The 20,356-nt window shown below is 41.7% G+C and carries 15 protein-coding genes; 10 read left to right on the top strand and 5 right to left on the bottom strand.

Annotation, left to right across the window (positions count from 1 at the left end; genetic code table 11):
* Positions 1-16 precede the first annotated feature (16 nt).
* The 3 genes from AB4140_RS04495 to AB4140_RS04505 all read left to right on the top strand — a co-directional run bounded on the left by AB4140_RS04495 (position 17) and on the right by AB4140_RS04505 (position 5,118).
* Positions 17-490, top strand: a complete 474-nt coding sequence (locus AB4140_RS04495; protein WP_102438036.1) for an NYN domain-containing protein — start codon at positions 17-19, stop codon at positions 488-490.
* Between the two features lie 231 nt (positions 491-721).
* Positions 722-4,504, top strand: a complete 3,783-nt coding sequence (locus tag AB4140_RS04500) for an EAL domain-containing protein (protein WP_371999926.1) — start codon at positions 722-724, stop codon at positions 4,502-4,504.
* Positions 4,505-4,683: 179 nt separating this feature from the next.
* On the top strand, positions 4,684-5,118 hold the full coding sequence (locus AB4140_RS04505) for a thioesterase family protein (protein WP_102438032.1): 435 nt from the start codon (positions 4,684-4,686) through the stop codon (positions 5,116-5,118).
* Between the two features lie 15 nt (positions 5,119-5,133).
* Here AB4140_RS04505 and AB4140_RS04510 read toward each other — a convergent pair whose 3' ends face one another.
* Together AB4140_RS04510 and AB4140_RS04515 are read right to left on the bottom strand one after the other, a co-directional pair.
* Positions 5,134-6,609, bottom strand: coding sequence for a putative bifunctional diguanylate cyclase/phosphodiesterase (locus tag AB4140_RS04510; protein ID WP_371999936.1), 1,476 nt, complete (start codon positions 6,607-6,609; stop codon positions 5,134-5,136).
* 100 nt (positions 6,610-6,709) lie between these two features.
* The gene (locus AB4140_RS04515; protein WP_102438028.1) at positions 6,710-7,552 is read right to left on the bottom strand and encodes an HDOD domain-containing protein; all 843 of its coding nucleotides are present in this window, start codon (positions 7,550-7,552) and stop codon (positions 6,710-6,712) included.
* Between the two features lie 226 nt (positions 7,553-7,778).
* On the opposite strand from AB4140_RS04515, the gene yegQ reads away from it, so the two are divergent.
* The 4 genes from yegQ (at position 7,779) to AB4140_RS04535 (ending at position 14,326) form a co-directional block, all read left to right on the top strand.
* A complete protein-coding gene (yegQ, locus tag AB4140_RS04520) occupies positions 7,779-9,179 on the top strand; it encodes a tRNA 5-hydroxyuridine modification protein YegQ (protein WP_102438026.1) in 1,401 nt (466 codons plus the stop codon).
* A 637-nt stretch (positions 9,180-9,816) separates the two neighbouring features.
* Positions 9,817-11,490: an amidohydrolase family protein gene (locus AB4140_RS04525; protein WP_102520094.1), complete on the top strand. Its 1,674-nt coding sequence runs from the start codon at positions 9,817-9,819 to the stop codon at positions 11,488-11,490.
* 77 nt (positions 11,491-11,567) lie between these two features.
* Positions 11,568-12,551 carry a GTP-binding protein gene (locus tag AB4140_RS04530; protein ID WP_102436176.1) on the top strand — a complete coding sequence of 328 codons (984 nt, stop codon included), beginning with the start codon at positions 11,568-11,570 and terminating at the stop codon, positions 12,549-12,551.
* 116 nt (positions 12,552-12,667) lie between these two features.
* Entirely contained in the window at positions 12,668-14,326 is a 1,659-nt protein-coding gene (locus AB4140_RS04535; protein WP_055023740.1) for an amidohydrolase family protein, read from the top strand.
* A gap of 88 nt (positions 14,327-14,414) precedes the next feature.
* Here AB4140_RS04535 and AB4140_RS04540 read toward each other — a convergent pair whose 3' ends face one another.
* Positions 14,415-15,593 (bottom strand): threonine/serine exporter family protein, encoded by a 1,179-nt coding sequence (locus AB4140_RS04540; RefSeq protein WP_303412176.1) that lies wholly within the window; start codon positions 15,591-15,593, stop codon positions 14,415-14,417.
* 467 nt (positions 15,594-16,060) lie between these two features.
* Between AB4140_RS04540 and AB4140_RS04545 the strand changes: the two genes are divergently transcribed.
* On the top strand, positions 16,061-16,312 hold the full coding sequence (locus AB4140_RS04545) for a YfhL family 4Fe-4S dicluster ferredoxin (RefSeq protein ID WP_055023738.1): 252 nt from the start codon (positions 16,061-16,063) through the stop codon (positions 16,310-16,312).
* 102 nt (positions 16,313-16,414) lie between these two features.
* Here AB4140_RS04545 and AB4140_RS04550 read toward each other — a convergent pair whose 3' ends face one another.
* Positions 16,415-16,936 carry an SCP2 domain-containing protein gene (locus tag AB4140_RS04550; RefSeq protein ID WP_371999929.1) on the bottom strand — a complete coding sequence of 174 codons (522 nt, stop codon included), beginning with the start codon at positions 16,934-16,936 and terminating at the stop codon, positions 16,415-16,417.
* Between the two features lie 136 nt (positions 16,937-17,072).
* On the opposite strand from AB4140_RS04550, the gene AB4140_RS04555 reads away from it, so the two are divergent.
* Entirely contained in the window at positions 17,073-18,074 is a 1,002-nt protein-coding gene (locus AB4140_RS04555) for a peptidase U32 family protein (protein WP_102477171.1), read from the top strand.
* 8 nt (positions 18,075-18,082) lie between these two features.
* Positions 18,083-18,979 (top strand): U32 family peptidase, encoded by an 897-nt coding sequence (locus AB4140_RS04560; RefSeq protein WP_371999938.1) that lies wholly within the window; start codon positions 18,083-18,085, stop codon positions 18,977-18,979.
* Positions 18,980-19,152: 173 nt separating this feature from the next.
* On the opposite strand, the gene AB4140_RS04565 is transcribed toward AB4140_RS04560, so the two are convergent.
* Complete coding sequence (locus tag AB4140_RS04565) at positions 19,153-19,914, bottom strand: hypothetical protein (protein WP_371999931.1); 762 nt, start codon at positions 19,912-19,914, stop codon at positions 19,153-19,155.
* Positions 19,915-20,356 lie beyond the last annotated feature (442 nt).

Consider the following 20,356-nt stretch of genomic DNA (forward strand, 5'->3'; position numbering starts at 1 on the left):
TAATACAGGTGTAAAAATGGAAAAAGTGGCTATTTTTGTTGATGTACAAAACATTTATTACACCTGTAAGCAAGCTTTTGGGCGCTCATTCAATTACCGCGCTTTATATAAATTACTGAGTCAGCAATATCACATTGAACATGCTATTGCTTATGCCATTGCCCCTGCTGACGACGGTCAGAGAAAGTTTCAAGATGCATTAAAACACATAGGTTTTGAAGTCAAACTCAAACCTTATATTCAGCGCAGTGATGGCAGTGCCAAAGGCGACTGGGATGTAGGAATTACCATAGATATTCTTGATATTGCCGAGCATGTCGATAAGGTAATTTTATTGTCTGGCGATGGTGACTTTGATTTATTGCTTGCCAAAGTGGCACAAAAATATGGCTGTAATACCCAAGTGATCAGCGTTGCGCCTTTAACAGCAAAGTCACTGCTTGATGTCACTGGCAGCCATATCGCGATTAACCATGACTTGCTACTTTAACTGTCACATTTTTCATCACTCTTCGGCTTAGTGTAAACAAATATACACACACATATAAGCTGGCTAGTATGTTTTAAAATACCAATATAAACAACTAACTAGGCTTTCCTATATGGTCACAGTGCTCACTTCCCATATTGTGCTGTTTATCCGCATTACATCACTTCTAAATTTATGTAGAATTACTAGCGAACTTCATTAATAAAAAATAATAATAATTGAGGCTAGTCGATGTTTGGAGCGTTAAAGCAGTTTGTATTGTTAATCACTTGCGCCTGCGTCACTGTTTTTTTTACGCCTCAAAGCTATGGCGAACAATTTCGATTAGAAACCCTGACCATCAGTGACGGTCTACCTTCTTCGAGTATTACTACCCTTTATCAACAAAAAAATGGCTTTATCTGGTTTGGTACCGATGCGGGTGCCAGTCGCTATGATGGGGTTAACTTCACCAATTTCCAATTTTCATTAAATGATAAACACCATATATCAAACAATTACGTCACTAAAATCCACGAGGATACAAATGGTGATATATGGATAGCAACCGAAGATGGTCTAAATCAGTTAACCACAGATAATCAGATTATTATTCATGATATGAAATCATCAAGTAATGGCTTAGGTTCCAGTTGGATAATAGATATATTTGAAGATGATAATAACGATCTATGGTTTGGCACCGGCTCTGGTGTCAGTCACTATAATATAGACACTCAAACCTTTACCCCCTACTTCCTCTATGAAGTTGAAACGGATAAAGCATATGATACCTCTATCGCAGGCTTTTTTTACGATAGTAACCATAACATTTGGGTAACCTCAGACTTTGGCTTGGCCAAGGTAAATCGGCTGAAGCAGAAACTGGAATTAGTCAATTTTAACGATAAGCGCACCCAAGAGATCTTTGACGGAAGCTTATCGACCGTGTATCAGGCTGAAGATGGCCTTGTGTGGATTGGCACTTATCAAAGTGGCTTAATCAAGTTTAACCCTGAAACACTGGCTACTGAGGTATTTCAACATCAAGGGGATAATCCCTCCTCCCAGCAACTCGCTTCAAATCAAATTTTTTACATTACCGCTGAAGATAACAATACCCTGTTGATTGCGCACGATCATGGTGCCACAAGATTACAACTCGATACCATGACCTTCAGCCATATCAAACATCAAGATTATAATGATAATTCACTTGCTGATGATTACGTTGCAAGCATCTTAATCGATTATTCAAACGGTATTTGGTTCGGCACTGGCAATGGTGTATCGCGCTACTCAAGCTTTAAACAAGGCTCTCGATTATATCGCCCTCACCCTTTTAAACCCGAGTTATCAGGTAATTTCGTTTATTGGTTTGATACCGATAAACAAAATAATATATGGATAGCCACTGATAAAGGTATCGATAAGATTAACGCTGGCACAGAAACAATTACCATAGCGCCAATAACAGATGCTGTGATCAATGAACCCTATAGCACCATTGTTGATGAACAAAACAATTTATGGATAGCGGGTGCCAATGGCTTATCACAGTATAATATTGATAATGATACTTTAAGGCATTTTAGTAATAGCCCTGACAACCCCCATGGATTCCCCAGTAATGAGTTTTACCTCGCCATACCTGACAACAAAGGCAATGTTTGGATAAGCGGTTATTTAGACGTGGGTTTAATACTGTTCAATCCTGATAAAGGCATTTTAAAGCGCTATTTCGAGCACTACGATAATGCATATCGCTCTGGAGGTAACTTTGCCTTTGATAAGAAAATCATTCATAACGGCGAATTATGGATGGCCACAACCAATGCTATTTTCCGAATTAACCCTGAAACTGATGAAGTGAAACACTTGCCTCTAGGCAGTGAGGTTGAAAATATTCGCACCGTCAAAATTTACCAAGATGAAGATAATATTATTTGGGTTGCCACTCAAGGGTTAGGGCTGGCTAAAATTGAGATTGGCGAGAAATGGAGTGATGAATTAAACATCCAGTACTTCACCAAAGAGCATGGGTTTACCAGCAATACCCTCAAGGGCGTGGTGGGTGATGGTAAAGGAAATTTATGGATCACCTCGCAAGCTAAATTTGCGCACATGGATACAAAAACCAATAAAATCACCCAATACCCCAGTGCCATCACTCAAAAAGACAGTTCATTTTCAGATGGTGCAATAGCAATAAGAAACCACGAGTTACTTATTGGCACTAATCATGGTGCCTTTAAAATTGACACCCAGCAGCTAACAAGAAATGACTTTCAGCCTCAAGTGCATATTACTTCGGCACTTGTTGCTAACCAAGAATATATTGGCCCTAATAGTAATAATCAGCTCGCTAAGTTAAGCCTAGATTATCAAAAAAATATGGTCCAGTTTACCTTTGCCTCATTAGACTTCAGTGCCCCCACTAAAAACCAGTATCGCTATATGCTGCAAGGGTTTGATAAAGAGTGGACCTATGTCGGTAACACCAACACTGCCACATATACTAACCTCAGTGCCGGTGAATATAACTTCATCGTACAAGGGAGTAATAGCGACGGCCTATGGAGCCCTCATCAAGCCATATTTGCTTTTAAAATAAACCAAGCTTGGTGGCATTACGCCATTATTAGCTTGCTGATAATATGTGCCTTATTACTGTTTTTATACCTATTAACTCGCCATCAAAAAATTACTGAACTTAGAAAAAGAGCGAACTTTGATGCGTTAACGGGGTTATCGAATCGCTTCCAATTTAATAGCAAACTTGAAGCGTCCATTAGCATTAAAAATACTCACGTAGCCATTGTTTTTATCGACCTTGATTATTTCAAAGAAGTGAATGACACCATGGGCCATGACATTGGTGATGAGCTTATTATTCAGGTCAGTCAGCGTTTAAAAGCCAATATAAAAAGGGATGACTTATTAGCTCGATTAGGTGGCGATGAATTTGCCATTATCATTCGAAATCCTGGTGAGTTGGCTCAATTAGTGACTATTGTTGAACGGATAAGAGCAACCATTAATTGCGGTTACCAGGTACAACAGCATTGGATCAGTACTTCAGCGAGTATTGGGGTCGCCTGTTACCCTGAAGATGGCCAAGATGCTAAGACCTTGCTAAAGCACGCCGACACGGCAATGTATGCCGCCAAGCATGCAGGCCGTAATAGTGCATACTTTTTTAATGAGGCGCTCTCCATCGCCCTGCAAGAAAAAATCACTATCAAACAGCAACTGCAACTGGCATTAGAGAATGGTGAATTTGAGTTATTTTATCAACCGAAAGTCTGTTTAGTCAGCGGTGAGATCAGCTCCTTTGAAGCATTACTGCGTTGGTTTCACCCTAAAGAAGGCATGATCCCGCCTAATCGCTTTATTCCAGAAGCTGAAAGTAACGGTCAAATTATTGAGATCGGCTACTGGGTATTAAGACAAGCCTGCATAACCGGCAATCAATGGCATCAGCAAGGGCTATTAAGTGGCAATATTTCAGTCAATATTTCGCCAGTGCAACTATCACAGCCGGATATTTGCCAGCAAATTGAAGCGATTTTAGTTGAAACAGGTTTTCCTGCCGAGAAACTGGAGCTCGAGATTACCGAATCATTATTAATTGAAAACGTGGAAGTCGCTGAAAAAGTACTTAACCAGCTGCATCAACTGCATATCAGGATTAGTTTAGATGACTTTGGCAAAGGCTATTCTTCATTGAATTACCTGACCCATTTCCCGCTTGATACCTTAAAGATTGATAAAGGCTTTATCGATAACTTTATCGATAACAAAGCGGCTGGTAATGTACTTAAAAACATTATTAATCTCGGTAAGGACTTGAATATGCAAATTGTTGCCGAAGGTATTGAAACCGAGCTGCAATTATTAAAGTTAATTCAGTATCAATGTCATGTAGGCCAAGGTTATATCTTCAGCCCAGCGGTCAACGCGCAAAGCGCTTACCAAATGCTTACTGGGGAAACACAATTACTGCCATTGTCTATGCAGCAAAAGGTCAGCTAAAAATTAAGCATCAGTTTGACTGTGATGCTTAAAGCTACTCACAATGCAATATCGTTGCAGGTCTGAGCAGTATGTAACTTAGGTATATCAACAGCAAGAGTCTGTTTAAAGTGGTTTAAATAGGTGACAATAAGCATCCGTTTTACCTTAATAACCAAATCAGCCTAACTGAGTAGCGAATGAGCACAAAAACAATAGCATATAGCCCAATATTTCACTTTCCGGTGCAAATCTATTATGAAGACACCGACTTTTCTGGGGTTGTGTATCATCCTAACTTTTTAAAGTATTTCGAAAGAGCCAGAGAGCATGTTATTGGGGCCGATGTACTAAATAGCTTATGGCAGCTACAACAATTGGGATTTGCAGTGTATCGCACCGATATGCTTTGTCATGATGGGGTTGAGTTTGCAGATATTGTTGATGTTCGCACTCGATATTATTTTGAAAGTAAATATCGTACTGTGTGGCAACAGGAAATTTGGCGACCTAATGCTAACAAGCCTGCTGTGACAGCGACCATAGAAATGGTTTGTATGAATCAACAACGACAAATGGCGCCGATGCCAGTTGAGCTGATCGCACAGTTACGATCACAATTTGGTCAAGATTAGCTATTTAGCAATAAATTACGTCGCGCTAACCGGATAAGTTAACTGAGCTAAACAATGCTCTAACTCACTAGGCCGAAGGGGTTTACTAAAATAATCCCCTTGGATGGTATTGGCGCCAAATCCAATCAAGGTATCAAATACCGCCTTTGTTTCGACCCCTTCAACCGTGACATTAAACCCTAAGCTACTAGCTAAATCTATGCTGGTTTTGACAATTTTGTTAGCTTGTAAATCACAATTAAAATCGTCCAAAAATGCTTTATCAATCTTTACCTCATCCACTGGAAGATGGCGCAGGTAAGCAAGAGAAGAGTGGCCGGTGCCAAAATCATCAATGGCGATGGAGACGCCGATGTCTCTGAGGGTATTTAGCGTTTCTATGGTGCTGTTCAAATCAATCATCAAGGCGCTTTCAGTAATTTCTATGGTCAAGTTTTGCGCAGGCACTTTATATTGCAGCAACTTACTGCTTATGATGATCGGAAGCTGTTTATTCTCTAAATCTTTGGTGGACAAATTCACTGCCACTTTGATATTTAAACCTTTGTTAATCCACTTAACCTGTTGTTTTAACACTTCATCCAGCGCCCAATGGCTAACTAAATCGATAATGCCAGTATGCTCAGCTAATGGAATAAACTCCGAAGGAGAAATGTCACCAAGACCAGCATGTTTCCAACGAATGAGTGCTTCAACTTGATGACAAGCACCTGAGTTCATGTCCAGCTTTGGTTGATATACCATGTACAATTGATTCTGCTTTAAACCTTTTGGTAAGCTATTGATAATTAATAATTCACGATATTGGGCTTTATCATCATCTTGATTATAAAAAGCAACAGAGCCACTGCTGCGCTTAGCTTTTTTAAGGGCTAAATCCAGCCTTCTTAGCATTAAACTGACATCAGCATGGTGTTTATTTAACTCCAATACACCTAGTTGAACTTTAATACAGATTGGCGTTTGAGCAATTTCAAATGGTCGTTGTAAATGCTGCTTCATATCCTGTAAATCCTGGCTCAATAATGAATTGGGATAAAAAAGCAAAAACTCATTACCATTCATTCGCGATACAAACGCAGGGGGGGTAGTTAAGCCTTTAATCCTCACTGCAAATGCTTGCAATAATTGATCGCCAAAAACAAAGCCAAATAAGTCATTCACAAATCTAAACTGTTGAATATCGACCAAAATCAACATACCTTCGGTCGCTGGCATTTTGGCAAACATTTTGCGTTTAAAGCCCACTCGATTGGACAGTCCTGTTAGTTTGTCACGATCAAGATTAACAGGATTATTTTTGTGTAGTTGATTTAGATTGCGAATAAGGGGTTTAAAAGCCCGAGGGGTATGTTTGAAACTTAACGGTAGTTTATTGCTACTATTGACATCAAGGGTTTGGGTTAACTCATTAATAAAGCGCCCTTGCTGAAAATAGCCACCCAGTACAATACCGAGCAGCAAAACTAAGCCAATAAACACAATGATCATTATTTCAACAGTTAACACAACCGAGTGCCTCTATTATCTTGCTTTATTAGCGTTAGCCTTATTAGCGTTAACTCAATAGCCATCGGGCTTGAATTTATGCTTATTGATAACTCTGTTTTATCGAATGATAAACATCTAAAAACTCATCACTCTCTAAATCTTCAGGGGTAACTGGTAAGCCTCTTGTGGCAAATAATGCTAACCGCTGCTCAAGCTCGGGACCTGCTCTTAACTCACCAGAGTAATAGGCCGCTGAGCGAATAAAGTCTAAATAAGTGACCTGCTCAGAGATGTAATGCAAATCAGCCCAGCGCTCAACCACTTCCATCACTTCAGGGGCAAAGTCCCACGTTTTTAAAATAGCTCTACCTATTGGCCCTTGCATTTTACGTACGAGACCGCGTAATTGTTCAATACTGGTAAAGGTATCAGGCCTTGTTTCAGCTTCTGATAACACAGGTAGCGCGCCAATATTGTGCACTAAGCCAGCCAAGGTCAATGTTTCAGCATCTAACCTTTTACTGGGGTTGCGCTTATTATAAATTGCAAGTAATGCCCCTGCCGCTGCTGTCACTTCAATGGAGGTTTGCCATACTTCATCCATCACCTCCCATACCATTTCATTGGTTGAGATAAAAAGTTGCTCTAACGCCACTGAAGTGACAATGGTTTTAATCTGCACTAAGCCAATTCGATTAACGGCAGCACTGATATTTTCAGCTTTTTTACCACGGCTATACAATGCACTATTTGCCACCTTAATAATGCGCGCCGAAATCGCCGCATCTTGGCCAATAATATCACCCACTTGCTTCAAGCTGCTATTAGGGTTTGATACCACCTCTTGCACTCTCATGGCAACTTCAGGAAGCGTTGGCAGTACCAATGCGTCATCTTTAAGCTTTTTCAGTAAACCCACTAGGAGTTGGTGTTCAGTCGTCATCAATTCAGCCCGTTGTATTATTATTATCGCTTTGTAAGCAATTGTACCAGTTATGTGGCTTATTTGAATAAAGAAAAAGAACGACTATGGGGATTTTATTCCATTAAAGATGATCAAATTTGACTGTAACCGCAATCACAGAGGAAAAATTTGCATTCAGCAGCCATACTTCAGTAAAATGCCGCCCCCGCGCTGTGTGCGAGTTTTCATCAAATTGAGAGTTATTATGTTTAGACCAGAGCTATTGTCTCCAGCTGGAACCCTTAAAAATATGCGCTACGCATTTGCCTACGGTGCAGATGCTGTATATGCCGGTCAGCCTCGTTATAGCCTTCGAGTTCGTAATAATGACTTCAAAATGGAAAACCTCGCCATGGGGATCCAGGAAGCCCATGCGCTCAATAAAAAATTATATGTGGTCAGCAACATTGCGCCCCACAATGCCAAGCTAAAAACCTACATTCGTGATATGGAACCTGTCGTGGCGATGAAACCTGACGCCATAATCATGTCAGATCCAGGCCTTATCATGATGGTACGTGAAGCCTTTCCCGATCAAGTAGTGCATTTATCAGTACAAGCCAATGCCATTAACTGGGCTTCGGTGAAGTTTTGGCAGCAACAAGGTATTAAACGCGTTATTTTATCTCGAGAATTGTCGTTAGATGAAATTGAAGAAATTCGTCAGCAATGCCCTGATATTGAATTAGAAGTATTTGTCCATGGCGCATTATGTATGGCTTACTCAGGCCGTTGCTTACTCTCTGGTTACATCAATAAGCGCGACCCTAACCAAGGCACTTGCACCAATGCTTGTCGTTGGAAGTACGATGTCCATGAAGCCAAGCAAACTGAAACCGGTGACATTATTGCGGTAAACCCACAAGGGCTTGTTGACCAACATGGTGTGCAGTTAGAGACGCCGCCAACATTGGGCGCAGGTCAGCCATCAAGTGAAGTGGTGTTATTGCAAGAACCAGGACGCCCAGGCGAATATATGCCTGCTTATGAAGATGAGCATGGTACTTATATTATGAACTCAAAAGATTTACGTGCCATTCAACACGTTGAGCGTTTAACCAAAATGGGTGTCGACTCATTAAAAATTGAAGGCCGTACTAAATCTTTTTATTACGTAGCGAGAACCGCACAGTTATATCGTCAAGCCATTGAGGATGCTGTGGCAGGTAAAGATTTTGACCGCACGCTAATGCATAACCTTGAAGGCTTGGCGCATCGTGGTTATACCGAAGGCTTCTTACGTCGTCACGTTCATGACGAATACCAGAACTATGATTACGGCTACTCAATCAGTGATACCCAACAATTTGTTGGTGAATTTACCGGTAAACGCAATGATGCCGGCGCAGCTGAAATTGACGTTAAGAACAAGTTCTCTGTCGGTGACAGTGTTGAATTGATGACCCCGCAAGGCAATATCACCTTAACCATTTCAGAATTAGTTAATCGCAAAGGTGAATCAGTAGAAGCCGGGTTAGGTTCAGGGCACTTTGTATTCTTAGCTGTGCCGGCAGAAGTCGAGCTGGATAAAGCAATTTTAATGCGCAATCTGCCTCAAGGGCAAGATAGCCGCAATCCACATCAAGCGATTGAACCCGTTACCTAGACCTGCTACATAAGTCAGTCTAACCAGGGGATGGTTATCCGTTTTCAGCTGTTGCAGTTATTGCCTTTTAGGCCATAACTGTGACTGTTGAGAAAGTGTTTACCCGCCAATGCAATACAAGCCACCACTTTGACTCAATCTCTACCTTTCACTCAACTTCTATCACCTACTCAACTTCTATCACCTACTCAACTCTATCGCCCACTCAAGATCCAGCCTACTACATATAAAAACTCATGACCTATCATTTAGTCAGTTATCACCTATCATTTATTTATTATTGGCCAAGGTTGGTCAAAACTTGAAGGGTTAGACCCTTCAAATGTGAGTTCCTCTAATCTATGCTATTAATTAATATCAGTAATAAGTTTTACAGCGGCAAAATTTTATCATTAACGCAATATCAGTAACAAACTCAAAGCGATACGAGCAACCGAAGCTAACAAAGCCGTAACCCTAAGCCCTGAAATATTTATTATTCGCCCCAAAGACACGATTGCGCAACAAAAGTATCAAAGTGTGCTTTACATTATCCAAATTTAGAGCAAAGCTGTTTAAAGTAGCTTTTATGGTGCTTGCCGTTTCACATGTTGCCAGTTTTTACTATTTTTATTGCATGAATAAATGAGGATAAAAAATGAAAGACGATACCAAGCTAAATGATTTAACCACTAACAATGTCGACCAGTCAAAACGTACTACGCTAACTAAGCTTGCGGCGGGGGCTGTTAGTACTGCAGCGCTTCCATTTGCCTCAGTTTTGCAAGCCGCATCAGACAAACTCACTGAGCAGCAAATTAAGCTAATGGCCAATGAAAAGGGCCCATTTGATATTGTTATTGAAAATGGCCGGGTCATTGACCCTGAAACTAAATTAGATGCCATTCGTAACGTCGGCCTTAAAGGCAATCGTATTGCCGCCATTTCAACAGATAAATTACAAGGCAAAAAAGTCATTGATGCCACAGGCTTAGTGGTTGCGCCGGGCTTTATTGATATGCACGCGCATGGTCAACAGCTTCCGGCTGCACGAGCACAAGCATTTGATGGTGTAACCACCGCTCTTGAAATGGAGTCGGGGTTGCTACCTATTGCTAAATTCTATGATGACACAGCCAAAGAGGGCCGCCCTATTAACTACGGCGCCTCTGTTGCATGGACTTATGCTCGTATCACGGCAAAAGAGCCCACAATGCCACCAGCAGACGGTACGATTGTTTGGTTTCAACAAGCATTTTCTAAAAATAACTGGCAAAACACCCTTGCGACAAAAGATGAGCTTAAATCCATTTTAAACTATGTTGAGCAAGGCCTTAAAGAGGGAGGTTTGGGCATTGGTATTAACGCTGGCTATGCACCAGGTTATGGCCATAAAGAGTACTACGAATTAGCAAAGCTAGCTAAACGCTATGAAATGCCTACTTATACCCACGTGCGTTACTTAAATAGCGCAGAGCCTAAATCAAGCTTTGAAGCCTACCAAGAACTGATCAGTTTATCGGCAACCACCGGTGCACACATGCATATTTGTCACCTTAACAGTACCTCAGTGCAAGATATCGAAGATTGTGCTGATTTAGTTCAAGATGCGGTTGATGCAGGCTTATCGGTGACAACAGAAGCTTATCCTTACGGTGCTGGTTCATCAGTGATCGGCGCAGAAGTTTTCCGCGGTGATGATTGGCTAGAGCGCTGGGGAGTGCCAAGTGCAAGCTACATGGAAGCAAATGGTAAAGCCTTAACACAAGAAAAAGTCACTGAGCTTCAAGCAAATGCGCCAGGTACAGTGGTAGTAATGCACTTTTTAAAACCTGATGAAAGTAAATCCGATCGCCATAAAATGGACCGCTCAGTATTATTTCCAGGCGCAGCCATTGCATCCGATGCAATGCCATGGATGAATCCTAAGGGGCAATTAATCGAAGGTAATGTATGGCCATTACCAAGTGATGCTATTGCTCATCCAAGATCGCTTGCTTGTTTTACTCGCTTTATCAGTAAATACCTCAATGAATACAAAGCAGTTACACTACTCGAAGCGATGGAGCGTACGAGCTTAAATGCGTGTCGAATATTAGAAAACAGTGTTCCTCAAATGAAAAACAAAGGCCGTATTCAAGTGGGTAAAGATGCTGATTTAGTCTTATTTAAACTTGACGAAATCAAAGTGCTAGCGACCTTTGATGCGCCTAATGCACTCTCAGAAGGGATGCATCATGTGATCGTAAATGGTACACCTATTATCGAAAATGGTGAATTGCATTTAGATGTAAATCCTGGCTTAGCAGTTCGTAATCCAGTGGTTGCATAACCATTATGCCTAAAATCATAAAGCTCGGGTAATACCGAGCTTTTTCGTTAAAAAGTAAATCATATAGAGAAACGTCAATGAATAAAAAACCTATTCCAGTGACCATTTTAGCGGGTTTTTTAGGTGCCGGGAAAACCACCCTGTTAAACCATATCCTAACCAATGCCGATGGCATGCGTATGGCCGTTATCGTAAATGACTTTGGTTCAATTAATGTCGATGCAGAGCTAGTAAAATCCCAAAGCGACAATATGATTAGCCTCGAAAATGGCTGTGTGTGTTGCAATCTTGCCGAAGGTTTAGTGGTCTCAGTGATGCGCATACTGGCACTTGAAGAGCGCCCTGATCATATTATTGTTGAAACCTCAGGTATTGCCGAACCTAAAGAAGTGGCATTGCAATTTGAAGATCCTGAACTACAAGCACACGCGCCATTGAACGCGATTATCACCACTATCGATGCTGAGAATATTTTAAGTTTAGAAGGTTCAATGGCCAGCTTGTCAGAGCAACAAATACAAGTCGCCGATATCGTGCTAGTTAATAAAGTTGATTTAGTGGCAACTGAGCAGCTGGAAAAAGTTAAAGCATGGTGCCAAACCCAAGCCCCTTTTGCCAAACTGGTTGAAATGGAGTTTGGAAACGTCGCACTACCGATTTTATTTGATGTACCTGAGCGGTTAGTAAAACTTAGCCATGAGCATACTTGTCAGCACCAAGGTGCAGACCATGACCACAGCCAATGCAACCATCATGACCATGTAAACCACAGCTTTGATACTTTTAGCTTCGAAACCGACAAGCCGCTGTCTTTACAAAGCCTCTATCCGCTATTACAGCAGTTTTCAGTCGATGCCTACCGCATGAAAGGTATTTTAAATTTATCTGATCGACCTGATCATCGCTGTATATTTCAATGTACTGGCCAACGCGCCAATGTCACTGTTGGCGAGCCGTGGGAACACGATGAAGCAAGAGCAACCCGTTTAGTCTTTATTGCCCCCAAAGGTGGCATGGACGAAAAAATAATGCGTGAAAAGTTAGCTAGCTTAGTGGTTTAAATATAAAACGACTATGCAGTAAACGGCCCACTAAAGCTGTTAATGACAAGCTGTAAATGCTTGGCTGATAATTAATAGCATGATAATCAAGGATATTGGCGAGAAAGGAGTAAATAATGTCCGAGTTAAATCAAGATGACAAATTAACCGCTGAAGTTGATCAAACCAAGCGCGATACCATGAAAAAACTGGCTATTGGCGCCGCTGCAATAACACTTTCATCGACTGCCACAGCAGAAACTAACAAGGGTCCACAAAAGCCAGAGTTAATGCCAAATCAAACAGGCCCGTTTGATGTAGTGATTACTAATGGCCGTGTCATTGATGCCGAAACGGGTTTAGATGCCGTACGCAATGTAGGCATTAAAGACGACAAAATTGCCGCTATATCGACAGAAAAGCTCACAGGTAAAAAAGTCATTGATGCCAGCGGGCTTGTGGTTGCCCCTGGCTTTATCGACCTTCACGCCCATGGACAACAATTACCCGCAGCCAGAGCTCAAGCCTTCGATGGTGTCACCACCGCCCTTGAGTTGGAATCAGGCCTATTACCCATTGGTAAGTATTATGATGACACAGCTAAAGAAGGTCGCCCAATTAACTACGGCGCCTCAGTAGCTTGGACCTATGCCCGCATTATGGCAATTGAAAGTGAAATTTCGCCCGCAGATGGCACCATTACTTGGTTTCAGAATGCCTTTAGTTTAAAAAATTGGCAAAATGATCTCGCCACCGACGCACAGCTAAATACGATATTGTCTGATGTTGAACAAGGCTTAAAAGAAGGTGGTTTAGGGATTGGTATTAATGGCGGTTATGCTCCCGCCTATGGCCATAAAGAGTATTACGGCTTAGCTAAACTGGCCAAAAGTTTTGATGTACCGACCTTCACCCATGTACGTTATGCCAACGGCATGGAGCCCAGATCAAGCTTTGAAGCCTATCAAGAGTTAATCAGTTTAGCCGCCACCACTGGGGCACATATGCATATTTGTCACCTCAACAGTACCTCGGTGCGAGACATTGATGATTGCGCCGACCTAGTGCAAGAAGCTGTTGATTCTGGTTTGCCGATTACCACTGAAGCTTACCCCTATGGCGCAGGCTCAACACCTGTGGGCGCGGCCTTATTTGCTGGCCCAGAATGGATTGACCGCTTTGGCGTTCCCGATGCAAGTTACATGGAAGCCAATGGCGTACCTATGACCCAAACCAAAATCGATGAACTACGAAAAACCAACCCTGGTGAAGTGATCGTTATTCACTTCTTAAAGCCTGACGACAGTAAAGAAGACTTACGCATGATGAAGCGTTCGGTGTTGTTTCCTAACGCCGCTATTGCCTCTGATGCCATGCCGTGGATGGACAGCAAAGGTAAATTGATTGAAGGTGATGTATGGCCATTGCCTAACGATGCTTTTGCTCACCCCCGCTCGGTCGGGTGTTTTGCCCGCTTTGTAAATAAATACGTGGTTGAGTATAAAGAAGTCAATTTAGTCGAGGCAATGAAGCGCACCAGCCTCAATGCGTGTCATATCATCGAAGATGCTGTGCCGCAAATGCGTAACAAAGGCCGTATGCAAGTGGGTAAAGATGCTGACATAGTGGTATTTGATCTCAATAGCTTTAAAGATATGGCCTCATTTACTGAGCCCAATAAGCTTTCAGTGGGTATGCAGCATGTACTAGTCAATGGCCAATCGATTATTGATAAGGGACAATTGCTTATGGATGCTAAGCCTGGCAGAGCCATACGTCGCGATGTGACAGTCTAATCGATAAACAACCTCGATAAAACATGACAACGAAAAAGCGCCATTAGGCGCTTTTTTCATGTGTTTAGTTTTTCTCAATTAATATCGATTAGTTGCGTTTATGGTTAAACAAAAAGCGGTCATTGAAAATAGAATAAACCATGATCTGCCCTGCCATAATCGAACAAAACATCAATAATGCTGACATACCAATACTGGGGATAGGCAATATTGCAGTGGCAAAGAATGACTCACTGGCACCAACGATGATCCGGCTTCCTGGCACTAAAATGATCACCCCTTGGATAATATACACTAACGCAGGCACTTTACGTGCTTTACCGGCTAACAGCCCATAAAGAGTGATAATCATGGTGCTAATCCAAGTGCCGATAACCCAATCAGAGGTAAACCAATGTGGCCCCCACATGCCTACTGCAGCAGCGGGCAGGCCAATAATAATGTCTTGCCAACTGGCATTAAAAATCAGTCCAATCGCAACCGATATGCCAATTAACGCCAGAATATGCAAACCTAAAGGGATTTCATTAATAAATGGCGCAGCGGCTACATGGCCGACAAGCAAGCTTGATAAGCCTAAGCCCATAACCACGCCAATGAATATTTTTATAACCACCAAACTACTTTGGGCCAATAACTCTATGCCTGAGCGAAAGTCATTTAAGGCAAGACTAGCTAAACCATTGGTGACAGTGAGTCCTGGAATAAACAGTACAATGGATGAGATACATAAAGCTAACACCGGTAACTCAGGAAATTGAGCGGCTAATATCCCCACCACCAAACTGGCAATAAACGCCACAATGAACTCAACCAGCATTGCTCGCTGCCCGGTGCACATTAGTTGAGCTAACCAGGCGATTAACCCTAAAAAAACCGAAATCATTGCCGCAAGATACGTGCTGCCCACCAGCATCAAATAGCAAGGCGGCAGTAATAGGTTGGCAATGCCTAAAGTAAAATTTGAGTAACTCGGCACCCCTTGATAGTTTTCTTTTGAGTGTATTGCCTTTAGGGTTGCCACCAAATTGCGTAAATTGACTGACGGTGGATTTTTAGTTTGCATCACCATTTTTTGAGTGGGTTGCTCGAAAATGGTCACAATTTTAGTTGGGGTAACATCAATGGCGATATCTATCTGGTGATGAGCCGCATAAGACTGAGTATATTTCGCCACTGAGTATGGTGCGCACCCTGATTGATGTAATCGATCTGAAAATGATAAAACATCATCATACTGTTGCTGGGTTGGGCTTTTATCTTCCATTTTTTATTCTCGATAAGTCAGCAAAAAGTGGTTCTGAGGGCTTAGTTAAATCATAGTAGCTAAATGATAATTGCTACATAATAGTAGCGAACTCATTCACTTCATAATCTGAAATAGAGGGTCAAACCCTTCAAAAATGAATCCTTTCATTGAATTAGCAGTGGTCGCGATAATCTCCACTGCAAAACATGCGCTAGCCGGTGAATTTCTCGCTTAACCCTAGGCGGGCTATCTCTGTGTGATATAATCATCGATTGAAAGATTTATAGCGTGTTAAAATGCATTAGATCAGCGCAGTCATTCAACGCTTATTAAGTCTTTGTCTTCATTCAGGTCATTATTCATGGTTAAGTGCATGAAAATCCGCTGTATGAATCATTGAAAGTCGGGACAGGGTAATTTTTACCATTATATGGAATATACATAAGCAATTGTTACAGATTAATTTTATAAGGTATATGAACTAGATGGCATTACTAATCGACGATAGCTGCATTAACTGCGACATGTGTGAGCCTGAGTGCCCTAATGAGGCCATCACTATGGGTGAAGAGATCTATGAAATTGATCCTGCGCTATGTACCGAATGCGTAGGCCACTATGCTAAACCGACCTGTGTTTCGGTTTGCCCTATTGATTGCATTGATCCTGATCCCAGCCACGCAGAAACCCCAGCTGAGCTGCAATATAAATATGAAGTCATTACAGGTAAGGTTTAACCCTTAAACTACATGACAAAAAAGGCGCTAATTAGCGCCTTTTTTGATGTTTATATTCATCCCATGTCTAACGCTCATCATCTGAGCCATTATGACTGAATATTACGCCATTGCGGCTGCCTGCTCATTAGCATAGCCTTGTAACGTTTGTAGCGTAATAGCTAACTTTTCAATGCTAAGCTTTACCGCTGCTGGTAACGTATCAAGCTCAATACCGAGCAATAAGTTTTTCACTTCAAGGCCGAGTTCGGTATCGCCTTCAATACGCAGCTTACGTTGAAAAAATAACGTGTCAGGATCTTCTTTGGCCGCAGCAACCAGTAATAACTCAGGCACATTGGCAGTAAAAGTTACATCGGCTTGCGTCAAAGGACGTAATAATAACTGTTGATCGTAACTAATTTCAAAGTTGAGCGCGATGTCTTGCACACAAATAGCAACCCACTTACCTTGCAGAAAATCTAACTCACCAAATTTAATTTGTTCACTTAACGAAAGTGACAACATCTTAGCCAGAATATCCAACTTTACCTTTTCAGGGACAACAGCAAGAGACTGGGTGGCGACTTTAGGGGCGATATTAAGCAAATTTTTAGCAACCTTTCCTGAAAAACCGAAAGACATTCATACTCCTACACTGACAAGATTCCAATTTAAGCTAGTTTACTCACATTTTATCAATTGAAACCTGTTTCAAATCAAATCATGTGATGTCATTCAACTTTACACTCACTTTCAATCGAAATTTGAGAGAGAGAATATGGAACTCTTGTGCCCTGCAGGAAATTTAGCCTCATTAAAAGCCGCTTTTAGAGCGGGCGCTGACGCCGTTTATCTAGGTTTAAAGGATGATACTAATGCCCGTTCATTTGCAGGTTTAAACTTCACCCCAGAACAACTAAAACAAGCCACCAAGCTTGCCCATGCCCAAGGCAGAAAAGTATTTTTAACCTTAAATACTTATCCAAAACCTGGAGAGGAAAGCCGCTGGTATCAGGCAATAGATTTAGCCGCCCAGCTGCAAATGGATGCACTTATTACCGCTGATATATCCCTGCTTCATTATGCCAGCAACCGTTATCCACATTTGCCATTGCACCTTTCAGTGCAAGCTTCGGCCACCAATCAAGCCGCTCTCGATTTCTATCAGCAAAATTTTAATATTGAACGCGCGGTATTACCTAGAGTGTTATCAATGAAGCAAGTGCGTGACCTAGCCAAATGCAGCTCGGTAGAGTTAGAAGTATTTGCCTTTGGTAGCTTGTGTATTATGGCTGAAGGACGTTGTCATTTATCGTCTTATGTCACTGGCCAATCACCTAATACAGGCGGGTCTTGCTCGCCAGCAAAAGATGTGAGATGGCAAGAGCAAGGCAACCAATGCCTAACTAGGCTAAATGACGTGCTGATTGATACCACAGGTATTGACCAACAACTTGGCTACCCCGTGGTCTGTAAAGGCCGCTACATTGCCGAAGCGGATACCAAAGCCGATTACCTGTTAGAGTCGCCCACCAGCTTAAATACCTTAAGCCTATTACCTCAACTTGCCCAAGCTGGGATCAAATCGCTAAAAATAGAAGGCCGTCAACGCAGCCCTGCATATGTAGAACAAGTAACGCGGGTTTGGCGTGAAGCGATTGATAGCTATCAAAACAATCCTAGCGCCTTTAAAGAGCAAGCCAGATGGAATCATACCTTAGCCAAGGTATCTGAAGGACAAGTCACCACATTAGGAGCATACGAGCGGCAATGGCAGTAAATAACAATATGAAAATCTCACTGGGCGCCATTAGCTATTGCTGGGACAAAGACACCACGGAACAATTTTATCATCGGGCAGCGCAAAGCCAAGTTGATACTATTTATTTAGGTGAAACCGTCTGCAGCAGACGTCGATTAATGAAATTTAAAGATTACTTCGACATCGCCACTATGCTCAAGCAGTCTGGCAAAAATGTGGTACTTTCAACCATGGCATTAATCGAGGCACAATCTGAGCTTGGCGAACTTAAAAAGTATATCGATAATGGCGAGTTTATTATTGAAGCCAATGATATGGCAGGCGTGCAATTGGCCTCTGAGGCCAAACTGCCGTTCATTTGTGGCCCAACCATTAATAACTACAATAGAGCCAGCTTAGATATTTTGCATAAAATGGGTATGCAACGCTTTGCTATGCCATTTGAATTATCAAAGTCATGGCTTAAAACCGTGATTGGTGAGGGCGAAAACACGCCGCAATTTGAAGTGGAAGTCATGGGCCATGGTTATATGCCACTGGCGCATTCAGCGCGCTGCTTTACTGCCAAACACTTTAATTTGAGTAAAGACAATTGTGAGACCATTTGTCAGCAACACCCAAAGGGGATTTTGGTGCAAACTCAAGAGCATCAGGATTTACTGAGATTAAATGGCATCCAAACTCAATCGGCTTCATTTGTTGATTTAACCGCTGAAATGATGCCAATGCAGCAAATGGGGGTGAACTACTTTAGAGTATCACCTAGCCAATTAGCCTGTATTGAGCTTGCAGATGAACTCACAAAGCGCTTAGCAAACAGTGATGAGACTCAAGATGATATGGCGATGAAAACTCGCGAGTTTGCTAACACAAAATCCTGTAATGGCTATTGGTTCGGCGGCGCTGGTTTACAAAAAATCTAGTTAACACCTTAGTAATCGGGGCTAATGCAAGGCAGTGAATAACGCTGTAAGCTTTAGCCTCTTTGCTTACAAGTCTTTTTACTTACAAGGCTCTTATAACAAGTCTCCTACTGACAAGGCTCTTACTTACAAGGCTCTTACTTACAAGGCTCTTACTTACAATTGCCCAAGAGTCATACCTTTGGCTTAGGCTTATCTGCTTTACTTTGCCCCTGGGGCAGAAAATGACAGCGGCAAATGCTCAAAACCCACAGCCATGTAGTTATGATGCTTAGCCAAAATAAGATGGATAACCACCAAGTTTGTGGCTTAGGAGACTGCGACACAATGGCTTGAAATAGTAGTCCTTCAGAGAGCGGGTTCTCACCTAAACTCCCCCCCCAATATGGCCAAGTTAAAATCGCGCCGTGGATCACCGCAATCAAACCAGCAAACACCAATGGCAGCATATATTGGGCTTGGCGCATAATGATCCCGTTAACCAGTCCCAGTAGCGCACTGATTAAGCCAAAGTAAATAAAAATAGACACGGCTTGAATATGTAAATGGTAAACATTAAGGGGAAACAGCCCTGTGGCAGCTAGGGCAAGAAAAGTCACGATAAGAGCCAGCCAAAATAACCGACCAGTAATGGTACGGTTTATTTGTAGGCCAAATAAAGCACTCATCGTCAGGCTTAAGCTACCAAAAAATAGCCCGCCATTAATCAATAAGGCAGAAGAAGAGCGGTTGTAAGTCCCCAGTTCACTGATTGAAAATTGCAGTAAACTATACTTATCACCATGCTGCATATGCTCAATAAACACAGATAAACCTATGCCGATAAAAAGCCCTATCAAGCCTAATAAACCAAACAGGTAAGCTAATCGAGCAATTTTTTCCGTTTTACTTATTATCACAGCGTATCTTGTTCCTTGTAAATTAGGCTCTATCATACTTAATCGCCTTTGATAAAAACGCTATCGACATCTAATGTTTAGTATTCAGTCAATTAACCACGTCAATATAGAGGGCACGACCCAAACAACCTTACAACGTTCTACTCACCCATTGTAATAACAAAACACCACAGCAACAACAACTGCATAACACTATGATTACAAACAAAATAATCCGTGCAATTCGGTTGGGAAACGATACAATATAGATAAGCATAAAAAGCCCATAACTATTCGTTTTAGTGAATAGTTTTACTTAGAATAGATAAGCAGGTAACCTTGCCTCGCTTAGATATCCTATGAATGGACATACAGCATTTCCCATAAGACGGTTTGATTAACTCAACCATGATTATTTAGTTAATTGGTAAGGCATAGACAAAGTGACTCAAGAAAAACCAAAATATAATCTCAAAACAATACTTACCTTTATCATTCC

It is taken from the genome of Shewanella sp. 10N.286.51.B2, assembly GCF_041469265.1.
In the GTDB taxonomy this organism is placed as follows: domain Bacteria; phylum Pseudomonadota; class Gammaproteobacteria; order Enterobacterales; family Shewanellaceae; genus Shewanella.